This window comes from Pseudomonas sp. LB3P31, from assembly GCF_054897945.1.
On record NZ_CM142710.1, the window covers coordinates 3524704 to 3547020 of the forward strand.

The 22317-nt window shown below is 59.4% G+C and carries 20 protein-coding genes and 3 pseudogenes; 2 read left to right on the forward strand and 21 right to left on the reverse strand.

What is annotated here, in order from left to right; genetic code table 11:
• Positions 1–59: 59 nt before the first annotated feature.
• From ACYZTK_RS15890 to ACYZTK_RS15930, 9 genes and pseudogenes are all read right to left on the reverse strand, one after another.
• A complete protein-coding gene (locus ACYZTK_RS15890; protein ID WP_462010760.1) occupies positions 60–1025 on the reverse strand; it encodes a transposase in 966 nt (321 codons plus the stop codon).
• A 218-nt stretch (positions 1026–1243) separates the two neighbouring features.
• A complete protein-coding gene (locus tag ACYZTK_RS15895) occupies positions 1244–1861 on the reverse strand; it encodes a GAD-like domain-containing protein (RefSeq protein WP_462010761.1) in 618 nt (205 codons plus the stop codon).
• A gap of 65 nt (positions 1862–1926) precedes the next feature.
• On the reverse strand, positions 1927–2544 hold the full coding sequence (locus tag ACYZTK_RS15900; RefSeq protein ID WP_462010762.1) for a GAD-like domain-containing protein: 618 nt from the start codon (positions 2542–2544) through the stop codon (positions 1927–1929).
• Positions 2545–2609: 65 nt separating this feature from the next.
• The gene (locus ACYZTK_RS15905; protein WP_462010763.1) at positions 2610–3227 is read right to left on the reverse strand and encodes a GAD-like domain-containing protein; all 618 of its coding nucleotides are present in this window, start codon (positions 3225–3227) and stop codon (positions 2610–2612) included.
• Positions 3228–3237: 10 nt separating this feature from the next.
• Positions 3238–3955: pseudogene (locus tag ACYZTK_RS15910) on the reverse strand (polymorphic toxin type 15 domain-containing protein); the annotation flags it as partial.
• 95 nt (positions 3956–4050) lie between these two features.
• Entirely contained in the window at positions 4051–4800 is a 750-nt protein-coding gene (istB, locus tag ACYZTK_RS15915; protein ID WP_462010764.1) for an IS21-like element helper ATPase IstB, read from the reverse strand.
• Between the two features lie 19 nt (positions 4801–4819).
• Positions 4820–6364 (reverse strand): annotated as a pseudogene (gene istA, locus ACYZTK_RS15920) (IS21 family transposase); the annotation flags it as partial.
• 223 nt (positions 6365–6587) lie between these two features.
• Positions 6588–7217 (reverse strand): annotated as a pseudogene (locus tag ACYZTK_RS15925) (DUF6861 domain-containing protein); the annotation flags it as partial.
• A 242-nt stretch (positions 7218–7459) separates the two neighbouring features.
• Positions 7460–7774, reverse strand: a complete 315-nt coding sequence (locus tag ACYZTK_RS15930; protein WP_462014910.1) for a DUF6124 family protein — start codon at positions 7772–7774, stop codon at positions 7460–7462.
• Between the two features lie 451 nt (positions 7775–8225).
• Here ACYZTK_RS15930 and ACYZTK_RS15935 point away from each other — a divergent pair, with 451 nt between their 5' ends.
• Entirely contained in the window at positions 8226–8615 is a 390-nt protein-coding gene (locus ACYZTK_RS15935) for a helicase (protein WP_462010765.1), read from the forward strand.
• Positions 8616–8898: 283 nt separating this feature from the next.
• Here the strand turns inward: ACYZTK_RS15935 and ACYZTK_RS15940 are convergent, their stop codons facing one another.
• From ACYZTK_RS15940 to exbB, 6 genes are all read right to left on the reverse strand, one after another.
• The gene (locus ACYZTK_RS15940; protein WP_462010766.1) at positions 8899–10299 is read right to left on the reverse strand and encodes an HDOD domain-containing protein; all 1401 of its coding nucleotides are present in this window, start codon (positions 10297–10299) and stop codon (positions 8899–8901) included.
• 78 nt (positions 10300–10377) lie between these two features.
• The gene (gene recG, locus ACYZTK_RS15945) at positions 10378–12453 is read right to left on the reverse strand and encodes an ATP-dependent DNA helicase RecG (protein ID WP_462010767.1); all 2076 of its coding nucleotides are present in this window, start codon (positions 12451–12453) and stop codon (positions 10378–10380) included.
• Positions 12454–12462: 9 nt separating this feature from the next.
• Positions 12463–13392, reverse strand: coding sequence for a hydrogen peroxide-inducible genes activator (locus ACYZTK_RS15950; protein WP_462010768.1), 930 nt, complete (start codon positions 13390–13392; stop codon positions 12463–12465).
• 230 nt (positions 13393–13622) lie between these two features.
• Positions 13623–14372, reverse strand: a complete 750-nt coding sequence (locus tag ACYZTK_RS15955; RefSeq protein WP_462010769.1) for an energy transducer TonB family protein — start codon at positions 14370–14372, stop codon at positions 13623–13625.
• Positions 14369–14797, reverse strand: coding sequence for a TonB system transport protein ExbD (exbD, locus tag ACYZTK_RS15960; protein WP_462010770.1), 429 nt, complete (start codon positions 14795–14797; stop codon positions 14369–14371). The genes ACYZTK_RS15955 and exbD overlap by 4 nt, the downstream gene beginning before the upstream one ends.
• 6 nt (positions 14798–14803) lie before the next feature.
• Positions 14804–15778 carry a tonB-system energizer ExbB gene (gene exbB, locus ACYZTK_RS15965; RefSeq protein WP_462010771.1) on the reverse strand — a complete coding sequence of 325 codons (975 nt, stop codon included), beginning with the start codon at positions 15776–15778 and terminating at the stop codon, positions 14804–14806.
• A 190-nt stretch (positions 15779–15968) separates the two neighbouring features.
• Here exbB and ACYZTK_RS15970 point away from each other — a divergent pair, with 190 nt between their 5' ends.
• Positions 15969–16826, forward strand: a complete 858-nt coding sequence (locus ACYZTK_RS15970; protein WP_462010772.1) for an SDR family oxidoreductase — start codon at positions 15969–15971, stop codon at positions 16824–16826.
• Positions 16827–16955: 129 nt separating this feature from the next.
• On the opposite strand, the gene ACYZTK_RS15975 is transcribed toward ACYZTK_RS15970, so the two are convergent.
• From ACYZTK_RS15975 to ACYZTK_RS16000, 6 genes are all read right to left on the reverse strand, one after another.
• Positions 16956–17696, reverse strand: coding sequence for a hypothetical protein (locus ACYZTK_RS15975; RefSeq protein WP_462010773.1), 741 nt, complete (start codon positions 17694–17696; stop codon positions 16956–16958).
• Positions 17697–17765: 69 nt separating this feature from the next.
• Positions 17766–18146: a RidA family protein gene (locus ACYZTK_RS15980; RefSeq protein WP_462010774.1), complete on the reverse strand. Its 381-nt coding sequence runs from the start codon at positions 18144–18146 to the stop codon at positions 17766–17768.
• A 25-nt stretch (positions 18147–18171) separates the two neighbouring features.
• A complete protein-coding gene (gene spoT, locus ACYZTK_RS15985; RefSeq protein WP_462010775.1) occupies positions 18172–20277 on the reverse strand; it encodes a bifunctional GTP diphosphokinase/guanosine-3',5'-bis pyrophosphate 3'-pyrophosphohydrolase in 2106 nt (701 codons plus the stop codon).
• A 57-nt stretch (positions 20278–20334) separates the two neighbouring features.
• Entirely contained in the window at positions 20335–20598 is a 264-nt protein-coding gene (gene rpoZ / locus ACYZTK_RS15990; RefSeq protein ID WP_007894670.1) for a DNA-directed RNA polymerase subunit omega, read from the reverse strand.
• 167 nt (positions 20599–20765) lie between these two features.
• On the reverse strand, positions 20766–21386 hold the full coding sequence (gmk, locus tag ACYZTK_RS15995; RefSeq protein WP_462010776.1) for a guanylate kinase: 621 nt from the start codon (positions 21384–21386) through the stop codon (positions 20766–20768).
• 13 nt (positions 21387–21399) lie between these two features.
• Positions 21400–22263, reverse strand: coding sequence for a YicC/YloC family endoribonuclease (locus ACYZTK_RS16000; protein WP_462010778.1), 864 nt, complete (start codon positions 22261–22263; stop codon positions 21400–21402).
• Positions 22264–22317: the final 54 nt, after the last annotated feature.

Below are 22317 nucleotides of genomic sequence, written 5' to 3' on the forward strand. Positions count from 1 at the left end.
TGCCCATTCGGGTTTTTCTCGTCGTGCAGAGTTGCACGGTCGTCCTGCTCGAAATGTCGTCAGTGCTGGTCGCGCAAGCGATTTGGCCAAAACGCGAACCGCCGATTTGAATTGGCGGAATAGCGAGAACCGGTTACAGCCTCCATTCGCCCACCTTCACGCACGAAGTCACTGACCTCTTTCACCCGGCGACTGCGCAGCCAGGTAATCCACCGGATCAACTCGGTGTGCCCCTGCTGTTCCAACATCTGTGTAAAACGCACATGCCAACGCTTGCAGGCAACTCCGCAAAGCCCTGTGCGGCGTTGCAAATCAACCAGGCTTTCGCCATTGATTAATCCTTGCGCAAAACCCAGCCAGTGTTCCGGATAACCCAATCGGGAGAGCACCGTGCCACTTAGTAAACTCAACGTACTTGAGCAGCCAGAGCAGCGAAAATCAGGGCGTCGCTCATCGACCCGCTTCATATCCCGCGACCCACACCTTGAGCAAACAGCCTGTTGAGTCGTCAGTAAATGCTCTAACCCGCCAAGGAATGCCTGGGCCTGGGCCAAAATATGTGGCGGCGGTTTCAGGTCGGTTCGATCTTGTCGCGCAGACCACCAGCGGTACAATGCTGGCAACTCTTTAGCCATTACCGCGCGGCAGGGTTTGATCCAGCGCCACGTGGTACTCGGGGAAATACCCATCGCTTTGGCAATATTGGGCATAGACCAACCCGCCAAGAGGTACTGTCCGTAGACGGACCAGAGGTGCATACGCCCGTAACCCGAAAATGGAGTTTTCGTCAGACAGTTAAAGTCTTTATTGCAAGCTGCACAGCGGTAGAACGGCAGACGCAGGTTGGGCATGGTCTCCACTCTGAAGCGTGGATGACCACACTGCGGGCATTCGACCAGTGGTTTATTAGGTAGCTCGTGCAGATAACGGATAAATTCATCCGCTTGACTGCGCAACTCGATGGGCAGGCATTTGTGGTAATCAGGCGGGATTGTCAAATCGGCAGCGTTGGCCGGAGCGAACATGCGCTTATCCTTTTGTTTTTTAGCTTGTCCTTAAGCTGGAGAGAAATTCGCGACGCTTGAGCCGCGCTCGGCTTGAGCAAGTCGAGAAAATTCCATGCACGCTAACAAGGCGTTTGAAGGATTGATGTAGGAGGGGTCTTGAAAGCCTGTATGAAATTTCCGAGATGTCGAAAGTTGTACTTTGGAACTTTGTGTTAATTGGGGCTTGGTGGTGCGTTTCAGAAATCGGAGAAGCTGTAGGGCTTAAGGTCGGCGATTTGTGAGAGGAATGTCAGGTGTTCTACTGCTTTTACTATCTCTAGGTGATCGAGGGTGTCGGGGCCGCCGAGCATTAGTGCGGGGACGAAGCCGTACATTTCGTCGTGGCGTAGGGGGCCGAGTTTTTTCTTGGCGGGTTGGAATAGGTCGCCGTAGTTGTTTAGATCTGCGTCGATTGATAGCAAAAAGGAATGAAACCCCTTGTTCATCTGATCGCCAGTGTATCGGGACTCGTGTATTGCATATCGGGAAAGTTGGCTCGTGATGTACAAGCAAGCTCCCGTTTTTTCCCCCCATAGGTACAGATTGCCAAAGGCACCCCGGCCAATTAGGTGATAACTTTCAGCGGGTTGCAAATTTGTTTCTTCAAGCCAGGACTTTACTACCCCCTCATATTCCTGAGGATTAACTGTCCAAAATAAACCGTCTCCGTAACCGCTCCAGCCGTGCTCGCACCAGTAATCTAATAATTGGCTTGGCAGCTTTCCTTTGTATCGTTCGATACTTGATGGCGGAACTTCCCGCGGGCTAACGGGCGCACCAACTTTCTCTAAAAATCTAGCAAATACTCTGTCCACGCGATGTTTCCCTGTCAGCGAGCATCTGGACTTTGGTGTCACGCATGGACATCATGATCGCTGACCTAGATATCGGGAAAATTGTAAGGCTGAAGTTCGGCGATCTGGGACAGAATCGTCAAGTGTACCACTGCGTCTAATTTTTCCAGATGGTCGAGGGTTTCCAGGCCGCCGAGCATCAGTGCCGGGACAAAGCCGTACATCTCATCGTGGCGCAGAACACCGAGCTTCTTCTTGGCAGGTTGAAACAGATCGTCAAAATCGTTGTACTCAATTTCTGCCGATAAAAGGAAATTTTTAAGTTCCTGGTCCATGTCGTCCGCCGTGATCGCATAGTCTTCGACAACACAACGAGCAATGCAGGTGTCAATTTTAAGTGAGAAACCTGTTTTTTCTCCCCATAAGTACAAGTCGCCGAAGGCACTTCGAGCGATCAGGTGGCAGGTGTCACGTTCCTCAAATTCCGTCCCCTCCAACCAAGACGCTACCACCCCTTCGTACTCTTGCGGATTAACAATCCAGAAGATCCCCTCGCCGTATCCGCACCAGCCGTGTTCAGCCCAGTATTGCAGTAACAAATTCGGCACCTTTCCTCTGTAACGCTCGATACTGGAAAGAGGTACTTCCCTTCGATCAATCGGGGCACCAAACGTTTTTGAAAATTCAGCAAAAACTTCATCCATGCGATGTTTCCTTATCGGCTAGGTTTTTAGCATTTGTGAAACGGCATTAGGTATATGTCGCTTTCTTAGAGGTCGGGAAAATTGTAGGGCTGAAGTTCAGCGATTTGCGACAATATTGTCAGGTGTTCTACCGCTTTCACTTTCTCCAGATGATCGAGGGTGTCCGGACCGCCAAACATCAGCGCTGGGACGAATCCGTACATTTCATCGTGGCGTAGGGTGCCGAGCGCTCTCTTAGCGGGTTCGAACAGCTCGCCATAATCGTTAGATTCAACATTTCTTGAAAGTATGAAACTTTGTACGGCGCGGTCCAGATCGCCTATGTTGTTTTTGAGGTCATTGACAACGACCCGACTAAGTACGCCAGTGATTTTAAGCGAAAATCCTGTTTTTTCACCCCAAAGATATAAATCGCCAAAGGCGCCGCGAGCAATAAGATGATAAGTATCAAGCGTCTCAAATTCCGTCCCCCCAAGCCAAGATTTCACCACGTCTTCATATTCTTGGGGGTTGACTATCCAAAAAATACCATGCCCGTAACCACACCAGCCGTGTTCGGACCAGTAGTCCAATAACTGATCGGGTAGCTTACCTCTATAGCGGTCTATACTTGAGGGTGGTACCTCCTGCCGATCTACCGGACCACCAAAAGTTTCTAAAAAAATGGAAAAAAACTCATCCATACGCTACCCCTTAACACCTATGAAGTTTAACGTTGAGAAAGGTTTGGCCTCGTAAGTGCTCTGGTACGACCTCTGCAGACTTTTTCAAGTTTGCAATTTTCGGCCTCCACTGCGGGCCTATACTAGAGTTCACCTGCCTATCTCCAAAGTCTGCGATTATGTCTCTACCGCCTGCGCTGAGATCTGGATTGTGCAGTCCTGCAAGACTTGCCATTGTTTCCTTGGCTTTTTTCATACTCTCCGTTTGCGCCGCTCTTGGGCCCATAGTTTTAAGATATTCATCTTGCAAACGTTTTTGCAATCTATCTTGAAGATCTATCCGAGCCTGTTTTGCTGCTTTTTGGCTACGTTTCACCGGATTGGCGATATTCTCAAGATATTCGTCGATTGTCAGCCGATTCAGCCCGTTTTCCTGCCCTTTCAACTGCCGATCGAACTCTCCGATTTTAGACGCTGGCATCTTGTCGGCTTTAAAACATTCGACTTTATGGAGTGGCATGCCGTTCGGCTTATCTTTGCCTGATGGGCGGTTTCCTGGTGGCGTGGGCTCTTGGTGGCCTAGCGCTCCTTTACTTGGTCCTGAGGTTTGCAGGTCGGGTCGTTTTTTTTTTTAGAGCATCCTCATGCTTCAGCATCCACGCACCCAGCCGCGCACCCTTGGGGCTTGCTCGCATTTCCTGAGCAAGGACGTTGGCATTTCCTCTGCCACGGGTGATGTGAGCGACGATGGTGCGTATTTCGCTCATCGTGACCGGTCATTTCGCTAACAACGTGACCGGTTTCTCCACCCGATTGCGCGGGGTCTAAATTCTAACCGCATCGGTCACGATGCCGCTTCTTCTTCCGTCTTTTTACGTCGCAGTGACTCGCCCTTCATCACGATTCGATACGCACTGTGCACCAACCGATCCAGCAAGGCGTCGGCCACGGTCGGGTCGTTGATCCAGCCGTGCCAGTGATCGACCGGCAGTTGGCTGGTCAGTACCGTCGACCGCGAGCCGGCTCGGTCGTCGATCACTTCCAGCAGGTCGTGCCGGGCGTTTTCTTCCAGCGGTGCCAGACCCCAGTCGTCCAGGATCAGCACGTCGACTTTGGCCAGTTGTTGCAGCGTACGGCCGAAGCTGCCGTCTCCGTGGGCGATGCGCAGTTGTTCCAGCAGGCGCGGCGTGCGCAGGTATAACGTGCTGTAGCCTTGGCGGCAGGCTTGGTTGCCCAAGGCACAGGCGAGCCAGGTTTTGCCGACGCCGGTTGGGCCGGTCAGCAACAGGTTGTGCTGTTGGCGGATCCAGTCACCGCTGGCCAGGGTTGCGAGCTGGCGTTCGTCCAGGCTTCTGCCTTGGCGGCGGTCGAGGTCTTCCAAGCCGGCGCCGGCGTATTTGAGCTTGGCTTGTTTGCGCAGTCGCTCCAGGCGTTTGTTGTCGCGCCAGGCCAACTCGCGGTCGAGCAGCAGGCCGAGCCGCTCATCGAAGCTCAAGCTGTGGCAGGCCGGCAGTTTCCATTGCTCTTCCAGCGCCTTGGCCATGCCGCTGAGGCGCAGTTGATGCATCTGGTTAAGGGTGTGTTGCGTCATCATTGAACAGCTCCTTTTGGGTGTAATAGTCAGCACCGCGCACGTTCTCGTGGCGGCTTGGATAGGCGGCGGCGGTGGCCTTAGGCAGCGGTTGCTGGTCGAGCCCTTGTTTGAGCAGGTTGCGTACGGTGCGGCTGTTGAGCGCGCGCAGCTGGACGGCGCGATGGGCCGCCGCTTCAAGGCGCTCGTTGCTGTACTGGCGAGCCAGCGAGAGCAGCCCCAGGCAGGATCGGTAGCCCATCTCCGGATGGGGTTTGTGGGTCAGTTGATGTTCGACGATCTGCCGGACGTGTGGGCCGATCCGCTCGCCCCAGTCGAGCAGGCGCTGGGGTGTCCAGTCGCGATGGGCCTTGTGCGAGGCCGGCATGTGTTCGCTCTGGGTGCTGTAGGCGCCGCGCCGCGGGAGCAACAGGTGGCTGGCGACTCGCCGGTGGCCATGCAGGATTTCGACGGTATGGGCGCTCACTCTGGCGTCGACGCTTTGCCGGGCCAAGGCCGAGGGCACGCTGTAAAAGCCGCCATTCACTTCGACGTGGTAGTCGATGTTGACCTTGCAGCGTTTGAAGGTCACGACCTCGTAAGGGTGCGCCGGTAACGGTTTCAGCGCCGGCTGGTCGAGTCGTTCGAACCAGTCCCGTCGGCATCCGTCGAGCTTTTTGAAAGGGCGACGGTTCAAGTCCTCCAGCAAGCCAGCGATGGCCTGATTGAGGGCATGCAGGCTGAAGAACTGCTGATGCCGCAACCGCGCCATGATCCAGCGCTCGACCACCTGCACCGCCACCTCTGCCTTGGCTTTGTCCTGCGGCTTGCGCGGTCGCGCCGGGAGCATGATGGCGCCGTAGTGCTGGGCGCACTCCAGTGCGGCGCGGTTCAGGCCAGGCTCATAACGGTCAGGCCGGGCGACCAGGGCGCGCGGGTTGTCCGGTACGATCATTTCGGGGACGCCACCGAAGTAGCTGAGGGCCTGGCTCAGCGCCGTCAGCCAGTCCACTTGGGTCTCGCCTGGCGTGGCGCACGCGTAGGTGTAGTTCGAGGCGCCGAGGGCCGCGACAAAGATATGCGCCTGGCGGATCTCGCCGGTGGCGGCGTCGATCACCGGCAACGTAGGCCCGGCGTAGTCGATGAACAGCTTTTCGCCCGCGCGGTGCTGCTGGCGCATCGAACGTTTGAGTGTCCTGGCGTAGCTGCGGTAATGCTCGACGAACTGGGTGTAGCGGTAGGTCGGCTGGTCGGGATGAGCGGTGGTGTATTCCTCCCACAGCAGTTGTAGCGTCACGCCTTTGCGACGTAGTTCGCGGTGCAAGGTGATCACGTCGGGCAACACGCGGTCGCCGCGTGTGTGGACGATCTTGGCGGCGGGCACCAGGGCGGCGCCGAGCGCCACCTCATCCAGTAGAGCCAGCGCGGGCCATTCGATGCCGGTGTCGCGCGCCGCCTTGATGTACTTGCTGACAACGCCCTTGGACAGTTGTAAGGCACGGGCGATTTTCTCGAGGGACAGGTCGGCCTCGAACTTGAGGCGCAGGCATTCTTTGATATTACGCATGGCTACTCGCTGCGCCGCCATCCTTCGATTCCCCGAAATGGGACTGAGGGTGGCGGCGCGTCAGGTCATGCGCAACGGAGTGGAGGGTATTTCGCTAACAACGTGACCGGTCATTTCGGTAAGGGCGTGACCGGCTGTTTCGGAACAGGCGGAAATCGGTCACGTTGTTAGCGAAATGAGCGGTCACGCGTTAGCGAAATGGTCGGTCACAATGTACCGAAACGGGCGGTCACGATGGGCCGAAATACGCAACGATGGCTCCCAGCAGCAGGACGACTACCTCCACATGCCCCTGTGCGATGTGATGCGAGGCCCTGTTTTGGGCGGACGGGTCGTCATGGCCGAATGGGCTGAGGCCTTCTTCGCCGCGCGGGCCTTCCCAGGCGATGTCGATGCCGGTCAGGTAGTACTCGCCAATGCGTGGCAAGCCTTCGACGAAAAACTCGGCGATGGACGTCAGGCCGAGGATTCCCAATATCCATGTGCTGACCTGCAAGCCCATCGCGGCGCCGGCCGCTCCCATGGGTATGGCGCCAGCGCCTCCAAGAAAAGCGCCTGCTGCCGCTCCGATCGTCCCGCCGGTCAGTACGCTGCCGGCAACGATCATTGCCATTTGGCTGACAGTGTCGATCAGCTCATTGAGGATGCTGGAGATGTCGAGGTCGGAGAAGCGTTGCCTCAATAAATGGCCGGCCTCCCACTCGGCGTGGATAAACGCTGTCCGGACGCTGTTGATACGGCGGATGTTAAGCGCGAGGGATGGCACTTGTTGGTTGAAGTGCGTGCGGTAGCTGGCTCCCCCTTGGTAGCCCATCTGGTGCGATATACGCTCTTCTATCTCGTGCCACGTGGGTACGATGTTCCATAAGAACATTCGAGAGTCTCCCTGACAATTCGCTTGCTGGTGGACCTGTTACTTGCGGTGTCCAATGCCGAAGTACGCTAGCAAGTTATTGAAAGGGGATATGTAGGACGTTTCGCTTTATAAAGTAGGAAGCTTCCTTTATTTGTTGTTCGCCATGGTGCAGGAATACTGACTATAACTTCCCTGATACGAGCTGATGTTTTACCTGGAATAGTAGAAGCAACTTAGCTCCTACTATTGCCCGATCTATTTTATGTAGTGGCTGGTTGCTGTGGTGGAGTTGGTAAGTCGATGTGATCCAGCGCTCGCTCCACCAGAAGATGCACGCCGTCGGCCATTCTGCTGATGGCCAGGGCGACTGAGCGGCTTCGGCCTTCTACGTGATCGGCGAGGTCTGCGGCGATGGCGCTGATGGATAGCAGGTCTTCGGAGGCGTTGGCCAGGAGGGATTCGGTGTGGATGTCGGGGGAGACGGTGAAGAGTTGGCCGTTGCGGATTGTGGATCTGGGGGGATTGGGTGTTGGTTTGATCATGGTTCTAACTCCGTATGAAGGAGCCTGCACCAGTTCGCTTGCACTTCGAAAAAGGTGGCGGCTGCGTATAGGTGTGCAAGACCGGTGGAGTTAAACCGGCAGACCCGGAGGTCTCCCATACACAGCAGCCATAACGATCCGCGAGCATAGGAAAATGCTCGACGAATTGCCATAACCGATTGTGTGCTCCACCGGACTTGCACGTCCGTGTCACCGGTTTTTAGGTGACGGATAGAGGTTATCGGTGAATGGAATGGGCGGGTAGTTCATGGACGCCGCTGCGTATTGCAGGAAATTTCCGAGGGGGTTGAGGGATTAAGATCAAAAGATCGCAGCCTTCGGCAGCTCCTACAGTGGTGGCTGACTTGGTGGTCATTGGCGTCAAAAATATGGGCATCTTCCGCTAACGCTACGTGACGGTGGCGTTCCTGTGCGGAGCCGCTACACTGCGCCGGCCGTTCATTTTTCTCTTGAGGCTGTGCGCATGAAATTTCGTTTGCTGCTGTGGATGCTGGGTTTGTTGATGGCTAAGGCCAGTAGGAAAAATCCTGCGTTCCAACAGCAATTGGGTGACAAGGATCTGGTATTTCAGCTACAGACTCTGGATGGCAAAGTGGCGCGGCATTTCCGGGTGAAGGATCAGCGGATTACCAGCAAGTCCGGTGTGTATGCAGAGCCTGCATTCGCGATTGCGTTTAAAGACGCCGCGTACGGCTTCGCCACGATGCAGGCAAAGAACAAGCAGTTGGCGTTCATGACGGGGATTCAGGACAAGTCGATCCAGATCAAGGGTAACCCGGCGCTGGTGATTTGGTTCCAGGGTTTGACCAAGTATCTGAAGCCGCGCAAAGCCAAAGCCAAAGCGAAGGCCTGAGACAGAGCGATAGCTCGGGAAAGCTGAGGCAAGCCTAGACCGAGTTGCGGCCATCGCGGGCAAGCCTTGCTCCCACAGAACTGGCACCACCTTTGTGGGTGTTTCCACAGGATTTGGACATTCTAGTGAGTGTTTCCACAGGATTTGGATCATCCTAGTGAGTGTTCCCACAGGATTTGGATCATCCTAGTGAGTGTTCCCACAGGATTGGCATCACCTTTGTGAGTCCTCCCACAGGATTGAAATCACCCCCTGTGGGAGCAAAGCTTGCTCGCGATTGCTTTCAAGGCTGGCCGAACTGCGAAGCCAACTCCCGCAACAACACTTCCGCATCCAGCACTCTACTGGTCACGTCGTTGGCCTTCTCGCGGGTCAAGCCCAGGCGTTCCAGCAGGGCATCGGGGATTTCTTCGATCGGGCCGGAGCCCACGCCGCGGCTGCGCAGCAGGCGTACGGCCAGGCACACCAGGTTCGGGTATTCGGCGTAGGCGCCGTCGTAGCTTGGGTCGTGCTGGAAGCGCAGGGCGGTGGCCAGTTCGTCGGGCATGTCCCAGTAGCGCATCAGCCATGCGCCGATTTGCTCGCGGCTGATGCCCAGCAGGTGTTGCTCGATGTAGCTGTGGCACAGGTGCGGGTTGACCTCCAGGTGCCGGCAGATCAGCGAGAAGTGCGGCGGGAATACGTGTGCCAGCAGCAGGTAACCGAAGTTGTGCAGCAGCCCGGCCAGGTAGGTCAGGCCGGCTTCCGGGCGCTGTGCGCGGGGCATGGCGCGTGTCAGGCCTTCGATGACGGCGGCGGTATAGATCGACTGTTGCCAGTAAGGCGTGGTGTGTTGTGGATGATCCTTGGGCAGGCTCAGGGTTTTGCCCAGGGCCAGGCCCAGCGCCAGGTTGATTACCAGGTCAAAACCCAGCACGCGGACGATCGCATCTTCTACCGAACGAATCTTGCCCGGCGAAGCGTAGTACGGCGACGCGGCCCAGCTGACGACTTGTGCGGCCAGGGCCGGGTCGGTTTCGACGACGCTGGTGATGTCATCGATGGTGGCGTTGGGGTCTACTCGCAGCTTGATGATTTTCTGGGCGGTCGAGGCCAGCGGCGGAATCTCGATGGTCGCTTCCAGGCGCTGCTGGATGCGGCGCGCCGTGAAGGCCTGGACGGCCTGGGTGATTTCCTCGCGGTCGTCGTGAGGGCGATCCAAGTTGGGGCGGATGCTGGTCAGCGCTTCACCGAAGTGGGCGGCGCTGGCTTTGGTCAGCATGGTCTTGAAATCGTCGCAGGCAATTTCCAGCAGCACGCCTGGCTCGCCCGAATTGATCAGCAACTTGGGTTGGCGCAGCAGGCTGTCTTCATACAGGCACGGCGCGCTGGTCAGCGCCGGCAGGCCCGGCAGCAGGCTCAGGCTGTGCTTGCCGAGCATGCGCTCCAGGCGTTCCGGGGACACCGCAGTGAGGCGGCGCCCGGTCAACTCGGCGAGGCGATTGAGGTCCAGCAACTGGCTTTGCGCAAACAACACCATGAGCGAGCCGACGGCATCGTCCACCAGCACTGCCTGCACTTTGCGCGCGGCATTGAGGCCGTGGTGGTCGAGGACTTCTTCGAAAGCTATGCCCAACTTGCTCAGCAGCAGCCGAACTGCAGACGGTGCGTGCGGGGTTTCGGGGGCGAGGGCAGCGTCGATCATGGGTTGGATCCGTTCTCAAACAGTTGCCAGAGTATAACCATCATGTTTAACGCGGTGGTCCGGAAACTGCGACGGTGCTCACACTTGGCCGTATTGCTGCCCATGTCGAAGCCAGCGGTCGAGCAGCGGGCTGACGTGTTCCGGCCAGCGCTCGATCAATGCCTGGGCCGCATCGCGGACGGCGGGTAGCAGGTCGGCATCGCGCATCAGGTCGGCGACCTTGAATTGTAGCAGGCCGGTCTGGCGGGTACCGAGCATTTCACCCGGGCCGCGTAGCTCCAGGTCCTTTTCGGCGATCACAAAACCGTCATTGGTTTCGCGCATGATGCCCAGACGCTGGCGGCCGATCTGGGACAGCGGCGGATGATACAGCAGCACGCAATGGCTGGCGGCGCTGCCTCGGCCCACCCGACCGCGCAGCTGATGGAGCTGCGCGAGGCCCAGGCGCTCGGGGTTTTCGATGATCATCAGGCTGGCATTCGGTACGTCGACGCCCACTTCGATCACGGTGGTTGCCACCAGCAGTTGCAGGTTACCGGCTTTGAATTCGGCCATGACCGCAGCTTTTTCCACAGGCTTCATGCGCCCGTGAATCAGCCCGACCTTGAGCTCGCCGAGAGCGGCGGTGAGGTCTTCGTAAGTGGTTTCGGCGGCCTGGCAGGTCAGTTCTTCCGACTCTTCAATCAAGGTGCATACCCAGTAGGCCTGACGACCTTCGGCGCACGCACCGCGCACTCGCTCGATGACTTCAACGCGCCGGGTGTCGGTGATCAACACGGTGTTTACCGGAGTACGCCCGGGCGGCAGTTCGTCGAGGATCGAGGTGTCGAGGTCGGCGTAGGCGCTCATGGCCAGGGTGCGCGGGATCGGCGTGGCGGTCATGATTAGCTGGTGCGGACACATGCGTCCGCCGACGCCCTTCTGCCGCAGCGCCAAACGCTGCTGGACGCCGAAGCGGTGCTGTTCGTCGATGATCACCAGTGCCAGGTTCTTGAATTTCACTTCATCCTGGAACAGCGCGTGGGTGCCCACCACCATCGGGGTGCCGCTGGCGATTTGCTCCAGTGCGGTCACGCGGTTCTTGCCCTTGAGCTTGCCGGCCAACCACGCGACTTCGATACCCAGGGGTTCGAGCCAGCGCTTGAAGGTGATGAAGTGTTGCTCGGCGAGGATCTCGGTGGGCGCCATCAGCGCCACCTGATAGCCAGCTTCCAGCGCCTGCAAGGCAGCCAGTGCGGCGACCACGGTTTTACCCGCGCCCACGTCTCCCTGAATCAGGCGCAGCATGGGTTCGTGCTGACTGAGGTCGTAGGCGATCTCATTGCCGACACGATGTTGCGCGCCTGTGGGGGCGAAGCCGAGATTGGCCAGGTATTTGGCTGGCAGTTTCGTCGCCTTGGGCATCGCCGGCGCGCGCAGCGAGCGCATGCTTTCGCGCAGGCGCTGCTGGGACAGCTGATGGGTAAGCAGTTCTTCGAAGGCCAGGCGATGCTGGGCCCAATGGTGGCCGAGGGCGAGTTCATCGACATCGGCATCGGCGGGCGGGTGATGCAGGTAGCGGATCGCATCGGCCAGCGGCGCGAGCTGATAGTCGCGGGCCAGTTCGTCCGGCAGCCAGTCGGGCAGGCTGCTGGGCCCGAGCAACGTCAGGGTCTGCATGCACAGTTGGCGCAAGCGCTGCTGGGTCAGACCTTCGGTGAGCGGGTAGACCGGAGTCAGGGTTTCATCCACGGGCGGCGGTTCGTCGCCGGTGATGGCGCGATATTCCGGGTGGTAGATCTCCAGGCCCGACGCCCCGGGCCGGGCTTCGCCGTAGCAGCGAATCCGCGTGCCACGCTTGAGGCCTTCTTTCTGGGCGTTGCTGAAATGGTAGAAGCGCAGGCTGAGCCCGCCGGTGCCGTCCTGCAGGCGCACGACCAGGCTGCGGCGGCGGCCCATGACCACATCGGCACCGCTGACGGTACCTTCTATCACTGCGTCCTGACCGGGTCGCAAGTGGCCGATCGGGACCACGCGAGTGCGGTCCTGATAGCGCAACGGCAGGTGAAACAGCACGTCCTGGAGGTTCTCCAGGCCGACCTTGGCCAGCTTCTCGGCCATGGCCTCGCCGACACCCTTGAGTGCCGTCACCGACACTTGCGACAACTCGGTCATGGCAGCGACTTAACCGGCAACCACCGGCGCTGGCGGCTTGGCCACCGAGCACAGGCGGATCGAGTCAGCGAGGATTTCAATGGCTTTGGGCCGCGGGAAGCTTGCGCGCCAGGCGATGGCCACGGTGCGGAACGGCACGGGCGGCGTCAGAGGGCGCACTTCCAGTATGCCGGGAGCGTAGTGATGGCTGTCGACGGCCGAGAGCGGCAGGATCGAAATGCCCAGGCCGGAAGCGACCATATGCCGAATGGTTTCCAGGGAGCTGGATTCCACCGTCGTGTGTTTGGCGCCGTCCTTGCCGTTGGCCAGGGTCGGGCAGGCTTCCAGCACCTGGTCGCGGAAGCAGTGACCTTCGCCAAGCAGCAGCAGGCTCTTGTCGTTGAGCAGGCTGGCGTCGATCGACTCCTTTTGCGTCCAGGCGTGCTGGGCGGGCATCAGGACGTAGAACGGCTCGTCGTAGAGTTGCAGGGTCAGCACGTCGGCTTCATTGAACGGCAGGGCAATGATGATCGCGTCGAGTTCGCCGTTGCGCAGCTTGTCCCGCAGGATATGGGTGAAGTTTTCTTCGATGTACAACGGCATCTGCGGGGCGACCCGGTGCAGTTGTGGAATCAGGTGCGGGAACAGGTATGGGCCGACGGTGTAGATGGCGCCAACTTTCAACGGGGCGGTCAACTGGTTCTTGCCGGCCTGGGCCAGTTCACGGATGCCTTGGGCCTGCTCCAGAACTTTCTGTGCCTGGGCAACAATGCCTTCGCCGACCGGAGTCAGGCGCACAGCGCTCTTGCTGCGCTCGAAAATCAGCACACCGAGTTCGTCTTCAAGCTTTTTCACGCCCACCGACAACGTCGGCTGACTGACGTGGCAACGCTCGGCGGCATGGCCGAAGTGCTGCTCTTGGGCGAGAGTAACGATGTAGCGTAATTCTGTGAGGGTCATAGCAGGCGTCCATGAAGTTGCGCGCCAAGCATACCGGCTGCAATCGATAGACGCACGTTATCAGAATGGGAGTGGTGGGTGACACAGAGTAATTGCGGCAGGCGGAGAGTCCTGTGGGGGACCCTGTGGGAGCGAGCCTGCTCGCGATAGCGATGTCACAGTCAGCGATGATGTTGAATGTGATGGCCTCATCGCGAGCAGGCTCGCTCCCACAGGGGGGGTGTAATGTCCTACCGGCGGCGCTTGTCCAGGGAATAGACAAAGGGTGCAACGATTTCGATCGAGCCGTTGTTCAGCATGTCAGCCGGTGGTTTGGGCAGCGGCTGGGCGCGACGGATCATTTCCATGGTGGCCCGGTCCAGATCGGCATTGCCGGAAGCCCCCACCAGTTCGAATGAGAGCACGTTGCCTTCAGCATCCACCACAAAACGCAGGCGGTTCATGCCTTCCTTGCCCCGAGCCTGAGCACTGGCCGGGTACTTTTTGTACTTGGCCAAGTGAGCGAGCAGGGTGCCTTGCCAGCTGGCCTTGGCCGCTTGCTGCGCCGCCGAAGGACCTGGTGCCGGTTGGGCGGATTTCTCCGTTGGGGCCCGGGTCGGTTGTGCTTCGCTCGGTTTTTCCTCGGAAGGTTTTTCCTTCGGCGGTTCCGGCTTCTTCTCCACGGGCTTGGGCGGTTGCGGCTTCGGCTTGGGCTTGACCGGCTTGGGCACGGCAATCTCGGCCTTTGGCGCTTCAGCCAGTTTCGGGATCGGCAGATCTTCCACCGGAGCCGGTGGTTGTGGCGGCGTTATCACCTTCGGCGGGGCCGGTGGCGGCGGGGCCGGCACTGGCGCCAACTCGACCATCATTGCCTGCGGTGGCAACTCGATCGGTGGGCGCGAGGTCCAGTTCAGCGCCAGCGCGATGGCCAGCGCGTGAACGCCCAGCACCACGGCCAGGCTCCCGCTGTAACGCGTCAGCTTATGGCGCGTCGTGATCATTTCTTGGCTGCCGTCTCGAGTCCGACCAGACCAACCTTCAGGTAACCGGCAGCGCGCAGCGCGTCCATCACGCTCATCAGGTCGCCGTAGTCCACGCCTTTATCGGCCTGGAAGAAGATTGTCGTGTCTTTCTTGCCCTTGGTCCTGGCGTCCAGCGTGGCGCCCAGTGTCTCGGCTTTCACTTCGTCTTCGCCAAGGTACAGGCGTTGATCAGCCTTCACGCTGAGGAACACCGGCTTCTCTGGCCGCGGCGCCGGCTTGGCGCTGGAGGCCGGCAGGTCGACCTTGATGTCCACGGTGGCCAGGGGAGCGGCGACCATGAAGATGATCAACAGCACCAGCATCACGTCGATGAACGGCGTGACGTTGATTTCGTGGTTCTCGGCGAGATCGTCGTCCGCGCCTTCTTTCAAATGCAAGCCCATGGCTGATTACCCTACTTTGACCACGTGGGGTTGCGTGGCGCGCTCGGTGGTCGGCTGGTGATCGAGGTCACGGCTGACCAGCAGCAGGACTTCAGCAGAGGCATCGGAGACTTGCGCCTTGTAACCGGCGATGGAGCGGGCGAACACGTTGTAGATAACGACCGCAGGAATCGCTGCTACCAGGCCCAGTGCCGTTGCCAGCAGGGCTTCGGCGATGCCGGGGGCCACGACTGCAAGGTTGGTGGTCTGAGTCTTGGCGATGCCGATGAAGCTGTTCATGATCCCCCAGACGGTACCGAACAGGCCGACGAAGGGCGCAGTCGAACCGATGGTGGCAAGCACGCCGGTGCCGCTGCTCATGTTGCGACCGCAGGCCGCGACCAGGCGCTCAAGACGGAACGCCACACGTTCCTTGATACCTTCTTTTTCGCGGCTGTTGACCGAAAGGCGCATCTCTTCCAGGGCGTCATGCACCAGCACATTGGCGAGAGTGCCTGGCTTGGTGGCCGTGGCGCTGGCTTCTCTGAGTGTGGTGGCTTTTTTCAGGTGGATGATTTCGGTGCGCAGACGACGCTTGGCGCCCATCAGCTCAAAGCCCTTGGCGATCCAGATGGTCCAGGTGATGATCGAAGCGATGGCCAGGCCGATCATCACGATCTTCACGATGATGTCGGCGTTCTGGTACATGCCCCATGGCGACAGGTCGTGGGCCATGCCCAGGGTGTTGTCGGCTTCGAGCACTTGCGGAGCGTCTGCGGCGCTGGCGTCTACGGCCTGGGTCGGGTCAGTGGCGACGGGCGTCACGACGGGGGCGGCGGTTGGTGCGGCTGCAGGAGCCTCGGCTGCGGCCGGGGTGGCAGGCGCCTGGGCGTCGGCGAAAGCGGCAGTCGGAGCCAGCAATACACTGAGCAGCAGGGCGGCCATTGCGCTCCAGGCGCGAGGTCGTTTGGTTGGCGAAGCGAGGGATTGATTGCGTGTCATGCTGGCCGGACCTGAGAGAAAAAAGAGGGTAAATGTTCTTCCAGGCCTCGCGAGGCCGAGAACAAAAGTGGCGGGCATTATTGCAAGTAATTCTTGTTAACAGAAGTAATAGAGTATCTTTTTTTCCTGCATTACTAGCCGCTCGTCCTTTGTGGGCGCTAGTCTGTGTCTTTGCCAGAGGAGTTTTCTGATGTCCGCGCCATCTGTTCTGATTGCCGGTTGCGGCGATGTAGGTAGCCGCCTGGCCACGCAATTGCTGGCTCGCGGCTGGGAAGTTCATGGTCTGCGCCGGGATATCTCGCGGCTGCCCGAGGGTGTCATCGGCGTGGCGGGCGACTTGTTCAACGAAGATTGCCCAGAGACCTGGCCGATCGGTGCGGTGGATTACCTGGTCTATTGCGCCGCGGCCACTGATCACGATGAGGCGGGTTATCGCGCCGCTTATGTGCAGGGCTTGCAGAACGTGCTGAGCTGGCTGGACGACTATGGGCAGGTGCCGGATCGACTGCTATTTGTTTCCAGTAGCAGTGTTTATGGCCAGCAGGACGGGGAGTGGGTCGACGAAACTTCACCGACCGTGGCGGGCGGTTATTCCGGCCGGCTAATGCTGGAGGCCGAGCAAGTGGCGCTGCAGAGCGGGATCCCGGCCAGCATTGTGCGCTTGACTGGTATTTATGGTCCGGGGCGTGAGTGGCTGCTAACTCAGGTTCGTCGCGGTTATCGCGTGGCAGTTGACCCACCTTTGTATGGCAACCGGATTCACGCGGACGATGCAGCGGGGTTGCTGGCGTTTCTGCTGGAAAAGGCTCAGCAGGGCGTGGCGCTGGATGATGTGTACATCGGCGTCGATGATGCGCCGGCGCCATTGGCCGAGGTGGTGGGCTGGTTGCGTGAGTATCTCGGCGTGACTGAATGGGCCGAGGACGCGAGCGTGCGGCGGGCGGGGAGCAAGCAGTGCAGTAATGCGCGGGCCAAGGCTTTGGGCTGGGAACCGAAGTACCCGACTTATCGGGAAGGGTATGCGGCGATTCTGGAGGGGCGCTGCTGACAGTTGGCCAACTGTGGGAGCGGGCTTGCTCGCGAAAGCGGTACATCAAGCGACTCATGCGTCGACTGTCAGACCGCTATCGCGAGCAGGCTCGCTCCCACAGGGGCAAATGTTGCAGCTGGGAGCGGGTTATTGCTTCTCCAGCAACCACTTGCGATCGCCCGGCGTGAACTGTGGCATTTCGTCTGAGCGGGCGGTGTTGTTGGCCTGGAAAATCTCCATTTCCTTGCCCTTGCGCGCAAAGATCCAGGTCGTGCCCTGGCCATTCTGTTGCAGCCACATATTGTCGTTGCCGCCGCTCATCGATGCGCAATCGCCCGCCAGGCACAGGGCGTAGCGATCAGCGCCGGGCAAGCCGGCAACCTGGCCGTCAGCCTGGAACTGCACGGTATTGCCTTCTCCGGGGCCGTTGACAACTTGCCAGCTGCCACCCATGTACGCGGTATACAGTGCGCGTTCGAAACTGGCGCCCAGCGGTGCGCCTTCCGGTACGGGGATCACGGCGCGGTCAAAGACCTGCTCGGGTTCGTTGTCGCTGGCGGCCTGGCTCAGCTGCTTGCCGTCGCGCTTGAGCTCGCTGGCGGAGCTGCCGTAAAAATCGACTTTCCAGGCACCGGACTCTTCGCCGAGCAACTTGCCGTCGACGTTTTCGAAACCGTTGGTGTAGCGAGCCTGGGCGGCTTTGGTGTTGACGTCCCATTCCAGATTCGGGCCATAAGCCTGGAGAGCTTCACGCAATGGGCTGCCTTTGGCGGCGGCATCGATAGCCACCTGATTGATCCAGGTGCCGCTGATATCACGGTCGGCAGGGTTGCTGGCACATCCGCCCAGGAGTAGGGCGACCAGCGAGAGGGCTAGCGCATGGCGCATGGTGGAATCCTTTCAGAACGCTATCTTTACAACATCAGCGGCGCAGCCCGCGGGGCTGCGCCAGATGCATTAATCGATGACCAGAATGGCATCCATTTCGACCTGCGAACCCTTTGGCAGGGCAGCCACGCCAATGGCGGCGCGGGCAGGGTAAGGCTGCTCGAAGTACTTGCCCATGATCTCGTTGACCTTGGCGAAGTGGCTCAGGTCGGTGAGGAAGATGTTCAGTTTGACGATGTCCTTGAAGGAACCGCCGGCTGCTTCAGCCACGGACTTCAGGTTCTCGAAAACCTGGACGGTCTGGGCTTCGAAGCCTTCAACCAGTTCCATGGTCTTCGGGTCCAGTGGAATCTGACCGGACATGTAGACGGTGTTGCCGGCCTTGATCGCCTGGGAGTAGGTACCGATGGCGGCTGGGGCCTTGTCGCTGGTGATAACTGTCTTGGTCATGAATGACTCCTTGTAATGAATGGCTTTAGGCGCGCATGCGGGTGATGCGAATCACCCCGGTCAGGGCGCGCAGTTTCTTGATCACGCGGGCCAGGTGCACACGGTCGTGCACGCTGACCACCAGTTGGACCACGCTGATGCGACCGTCGCGTTCGTCCATGCTGATTTTTTCGATGTTGCCGTCGGCTGCGTTGACGCTGCTGGCCAGCAACGCGATCAGGCCGCGTTGGTGTTCCAGCTCGACGCGCAGCTCGACGTTGAATTCTCCGGTGACATCCTTGGCCCACGAGAGCTGGATGCATTTTTCCGGGTTGTGGCGAATTTCGCTGATATTGCGGCAGTTATCCAGGTGCACGACCATGCCCTTGCCCGCAGACAGGTGGCCGACGATCGGGTCGCCTGGGATCGGCGTGCAGCACTTGGCATAGCTGAGCACCAGGCCCTCGGTACCGCGAATCGCCAGCGGGCCTTCGGCACTCGGCAACTGCTCGCCTTCGCCCAGCAGGCGCCGCGCGACCACATAGGCCATGCGATTGCCCAGGCCGATATCTTCCAGCAGGTCTTCGATCAGTTCCAGGCGGTACTCGGCGAGCATCGCCTTGACTCGCTCGGCCGGGACCTTGTCCAGGGAGCTGTCGAAACCGTTGAGCACCTTGTTCAGCAGGCGTTCGCCGAGGCTGATGGATTCCGAACGGCGCTGCAGTTTCAGCGCATGACGAATGTGCGTACGCGCCTTGCCGGTGACCACGAAATTGAGCCAGGCCGGGTTCGGGCGAGCGCCCGGAGCACTGACGATCTCGACCGTGGAGCCACTTTGCAGCGGCTCGGACAGCGGTGCGAGACGACGATTGATCCGACAGGCAATGCAGCTGTTGCCGACGTCGGTGTGCACCGCGTAGGCGAAGTCGACCGCCGTGGAGCCTTTGGGCAACTCCATGATCCGGCCTTTGGGCGTGAACACGTAGACCTCGTCCGGGAACAGGTCGATCTTCACGCTTTCGATGAATTCCAGCGAGTTGCCGGCACGTTGCTGCATTTCCAGCACGCCCTTGACCCACTGGCGCGCGCGGGCGTGAGTGCCTTTGGGCTGCTCGTCGCCGCTGGATTTGTACAGCCAATGGGCGGCGATGCCGTTATTGGCCATCTCTTCCATTTCCCGGGTGCGAATCTGGATCTCGATCGGTACGCCGTGCATGCCGAACAGCGTGGTGTGCAGCGACTGATAGCCGTTGGCCTTGGGGATCGCGATGTAATCCTTGAAGCGTCCCGGCAGTGGTTTATATAAGTTATGAACAGCACCCAGTACGCGGTAGCAGGTATCGACCTTGTCGACGATGATCCGGAACGCGTAGACGTCCATGATCTCGTTGAAGGCCCGACGCTTGCCGCGCATTTTCTTGTAAATGCCGTAGAGGTGTTTCTGCCGGCCGCTGACTTCGCCCTGAATCTCGTCAATCGCCAGGCAATGGCTCAGCGACTCTTCGATTTTGTTGACGATTTCCTTGCGGTTACCCCGGGCGCGCTTGACCGCCTGGTAGATCCGCGCGGAACGCATCGGGTGCATGGCCTTGAAGCCGAGGTCTTCGAATTCTATGCGTATGGCGTGCATGCCCAGCCGGTTGGCGATGGGGGCATAGATTTCCAGGGTTTCCTTGGCGATGCGCCGGCGCTTTTCGCCGGACAGCACTTCCAGCGTGCGCATGTTGTGCAGGCGGTCGGCCAGCTTGACCAGGATCACCCGAATGTCGCGCGCCATGGCCATGGCCATTTTCTGGAAGTTTTCGGCCTGGGCTTCAGCCTTGGTCTCGAAATTCATCTGGGTCAGTTTGCTGACCCCATCGACCAGTTCGGCCACGGTTTCGCCGAACTGCGCTTGCAGCGCTTCCTTGGCAATACCGGTGTCTTCGATCACGTCATGCAGCATCGCAGCCATCAAGCTCTGATGGTCCATGTGCATGTCGGCAAGAATATTCGCCACCGCAAGGGGATGCGTGACGTAAGCCTCGCCGCTGCGGCGGCGTTGGCCGTCGTGGGCTTGTTCGGCGTAGAAATACGCTCGGCGGACCAGATTGACCTGGTCCTTGCCGAGGTAGGCCGATAAGCGATCGGCGAGGGCGTCTATGCTCGGCATGATGACTCCTGCCGTTCGCTGTGACCCCGCGCCGTGCTACGTCGACCAGGCATAGGCTTAGACGGCCTCGTTGGACTCGTCCTCGAACGCTGCGAACAGCGGTTCGTCTTCGACGATTTCTGCGTTGGCGATGAACTCGTAGCTCATCAGGCCTTCCGCGATTTCACGCAGGGCTACTACGGTAGGCTTGTCGTTTTCCCACTGGACCAGTGGCTCTTTGCCGCCGGTGGCCAGTTGACGGGCACGCTTGGTGGACAGCATGACCAGCTCAAAGCGGTTTTCCACGTGGTTCAGGCAGTCTTCAACGGTTACGCGGGCCATGGTATTCCTCGGAGCGAATGCAATATGCGCGCTGCCCGGTTGGGCGAGCGGACTCAACAGTTTAAAAAATCACCAGCGTTTAGGGAAGCGCTGATTTTTTGACCAAGCCCTTCAACGCGCTGCAAGTGCCAATGTAAAGCCCCCGCAGCGGTTTTGGGAAGAGCTGTTTAGCCGAGCAATTCAGCCAAAAGTTTTCCATTGCGCTGCTGCTGTCGCTTCTGATGCAGCTGGTTGGCGCGGAAAATGGCTTGCAAATCCCTGAGCGCCTGGGCGAAATCGTCGTTGATGATCAGGTAGTCGTAGTCGACGTAGTGGCTCATCTCGCTGACAGCTTCGCGCATCCGCCCGTCGATGATCTCGTCACTGTCCTGGCCGCGATTGGTCAGGCGCTGGTGCAAGGCTTCCAGGGATGGCGGCAGGATGAAGATCGAGCGCGCCTGGGGCATCAACTTGCGTACTTGCTCGGCGCCTTGCCAGTCGATCTCCAGAATCAGGTCGTGACCCGCATCCAGGGTCTGCTGCAGGTGGCTTTGCGAAGTGCCGTAGAGATTGCCGAACACTTCGGCGCGCTCCAGGAAGTCGCCATGTTCACCCATCTTCACGAATGCTTCACGCGAGACGAAGTGATAGTTCACGCCGTTCTCTTCACCGGGGCGCATGGCGCGGGTGGTGTGCGAGACGGAGACGCGGATTTCCTGGTCGGCGTCGGTCAGGGCCTTGACCAGGCTGCTCTTGCCCGCGCCCGAAGGGGCGGAAATGATGTACAGGGTGCCGGTGCTGTGGGTCATGTCGGAGGTAGCCTTACTCAATATTCTGCACTTGTTCGCGCATCTGCTCGATCAACACTTTGAGGTTGACCGCAGCCTGTGTGCTGCGCGGGTCGAAGGCCTTGGAGCCCAGTGTGTTGGCTTCGCGGTTGAGCTCCTGCATCAGGAAGTCCAGGCGCCGGCCGGCTGCGCCACCGGACTTCAGAACCCGGCGAACTTCAATGATGTGGGTGCTCAGGCGATCCAGTTCTTCGGCGACGTCGCTCTTCTGGGCGAGCATGACCATTTCCTGCTCCAGGCGCTGCGGGTCCATCTCGGCTTTCATGTCGGCAAAGCGGTCGAGGACTTTCTGGCGCTGGGTGGCGAGCATCTGCGGGACCAGTTCACGCAAGGTCACCACGTCGCCTTCAATCGAGCTCAGACGATCGTTGATCAGCCGTGCCAGCTCCGCGCCTTCGCGCTCGCGGCCGGCCTTGAGCTCCTTCAGGCCTTCGTTGAACAGCGCCAGCGCTTCGGCGTTCAACGCTTGCGGGTCGCTCGCATCGCCCACCAGCACGCCGGGCCAGGCCAGGACTTCCAGGGGATTCAGCGCCGCTGGATTGTTGATCAGGCCGGCAATGGTCTCGGCAGCCGCGATCAGTTGAGCGGCTCGCTCGCGATCCACCTGCAGCGGTTTATCAGTGTTTTCTTCAGTGAAGCGCAGGGTGCACTCCAGCTTGCCCCGGGACAGACCCTGGCGCAACGCCTCGCGGACCGCGCCTTCGAGGTCGCGGAACGACTCCGGCAGGCGTAGGTGCGGTTCCAGGTAGCGGCTGTTGACCGAGCGCAGCTCCCAGCTCAAGGTGCCTTGGGTGCCGGCTTTTTCGACGCGGGCGAAAGCGGTCATGCTGTGCACCATGGAGGTACCTCGCAATGCAGATCCCAGCGTTACCCAAGACCCGCTATCTATGAA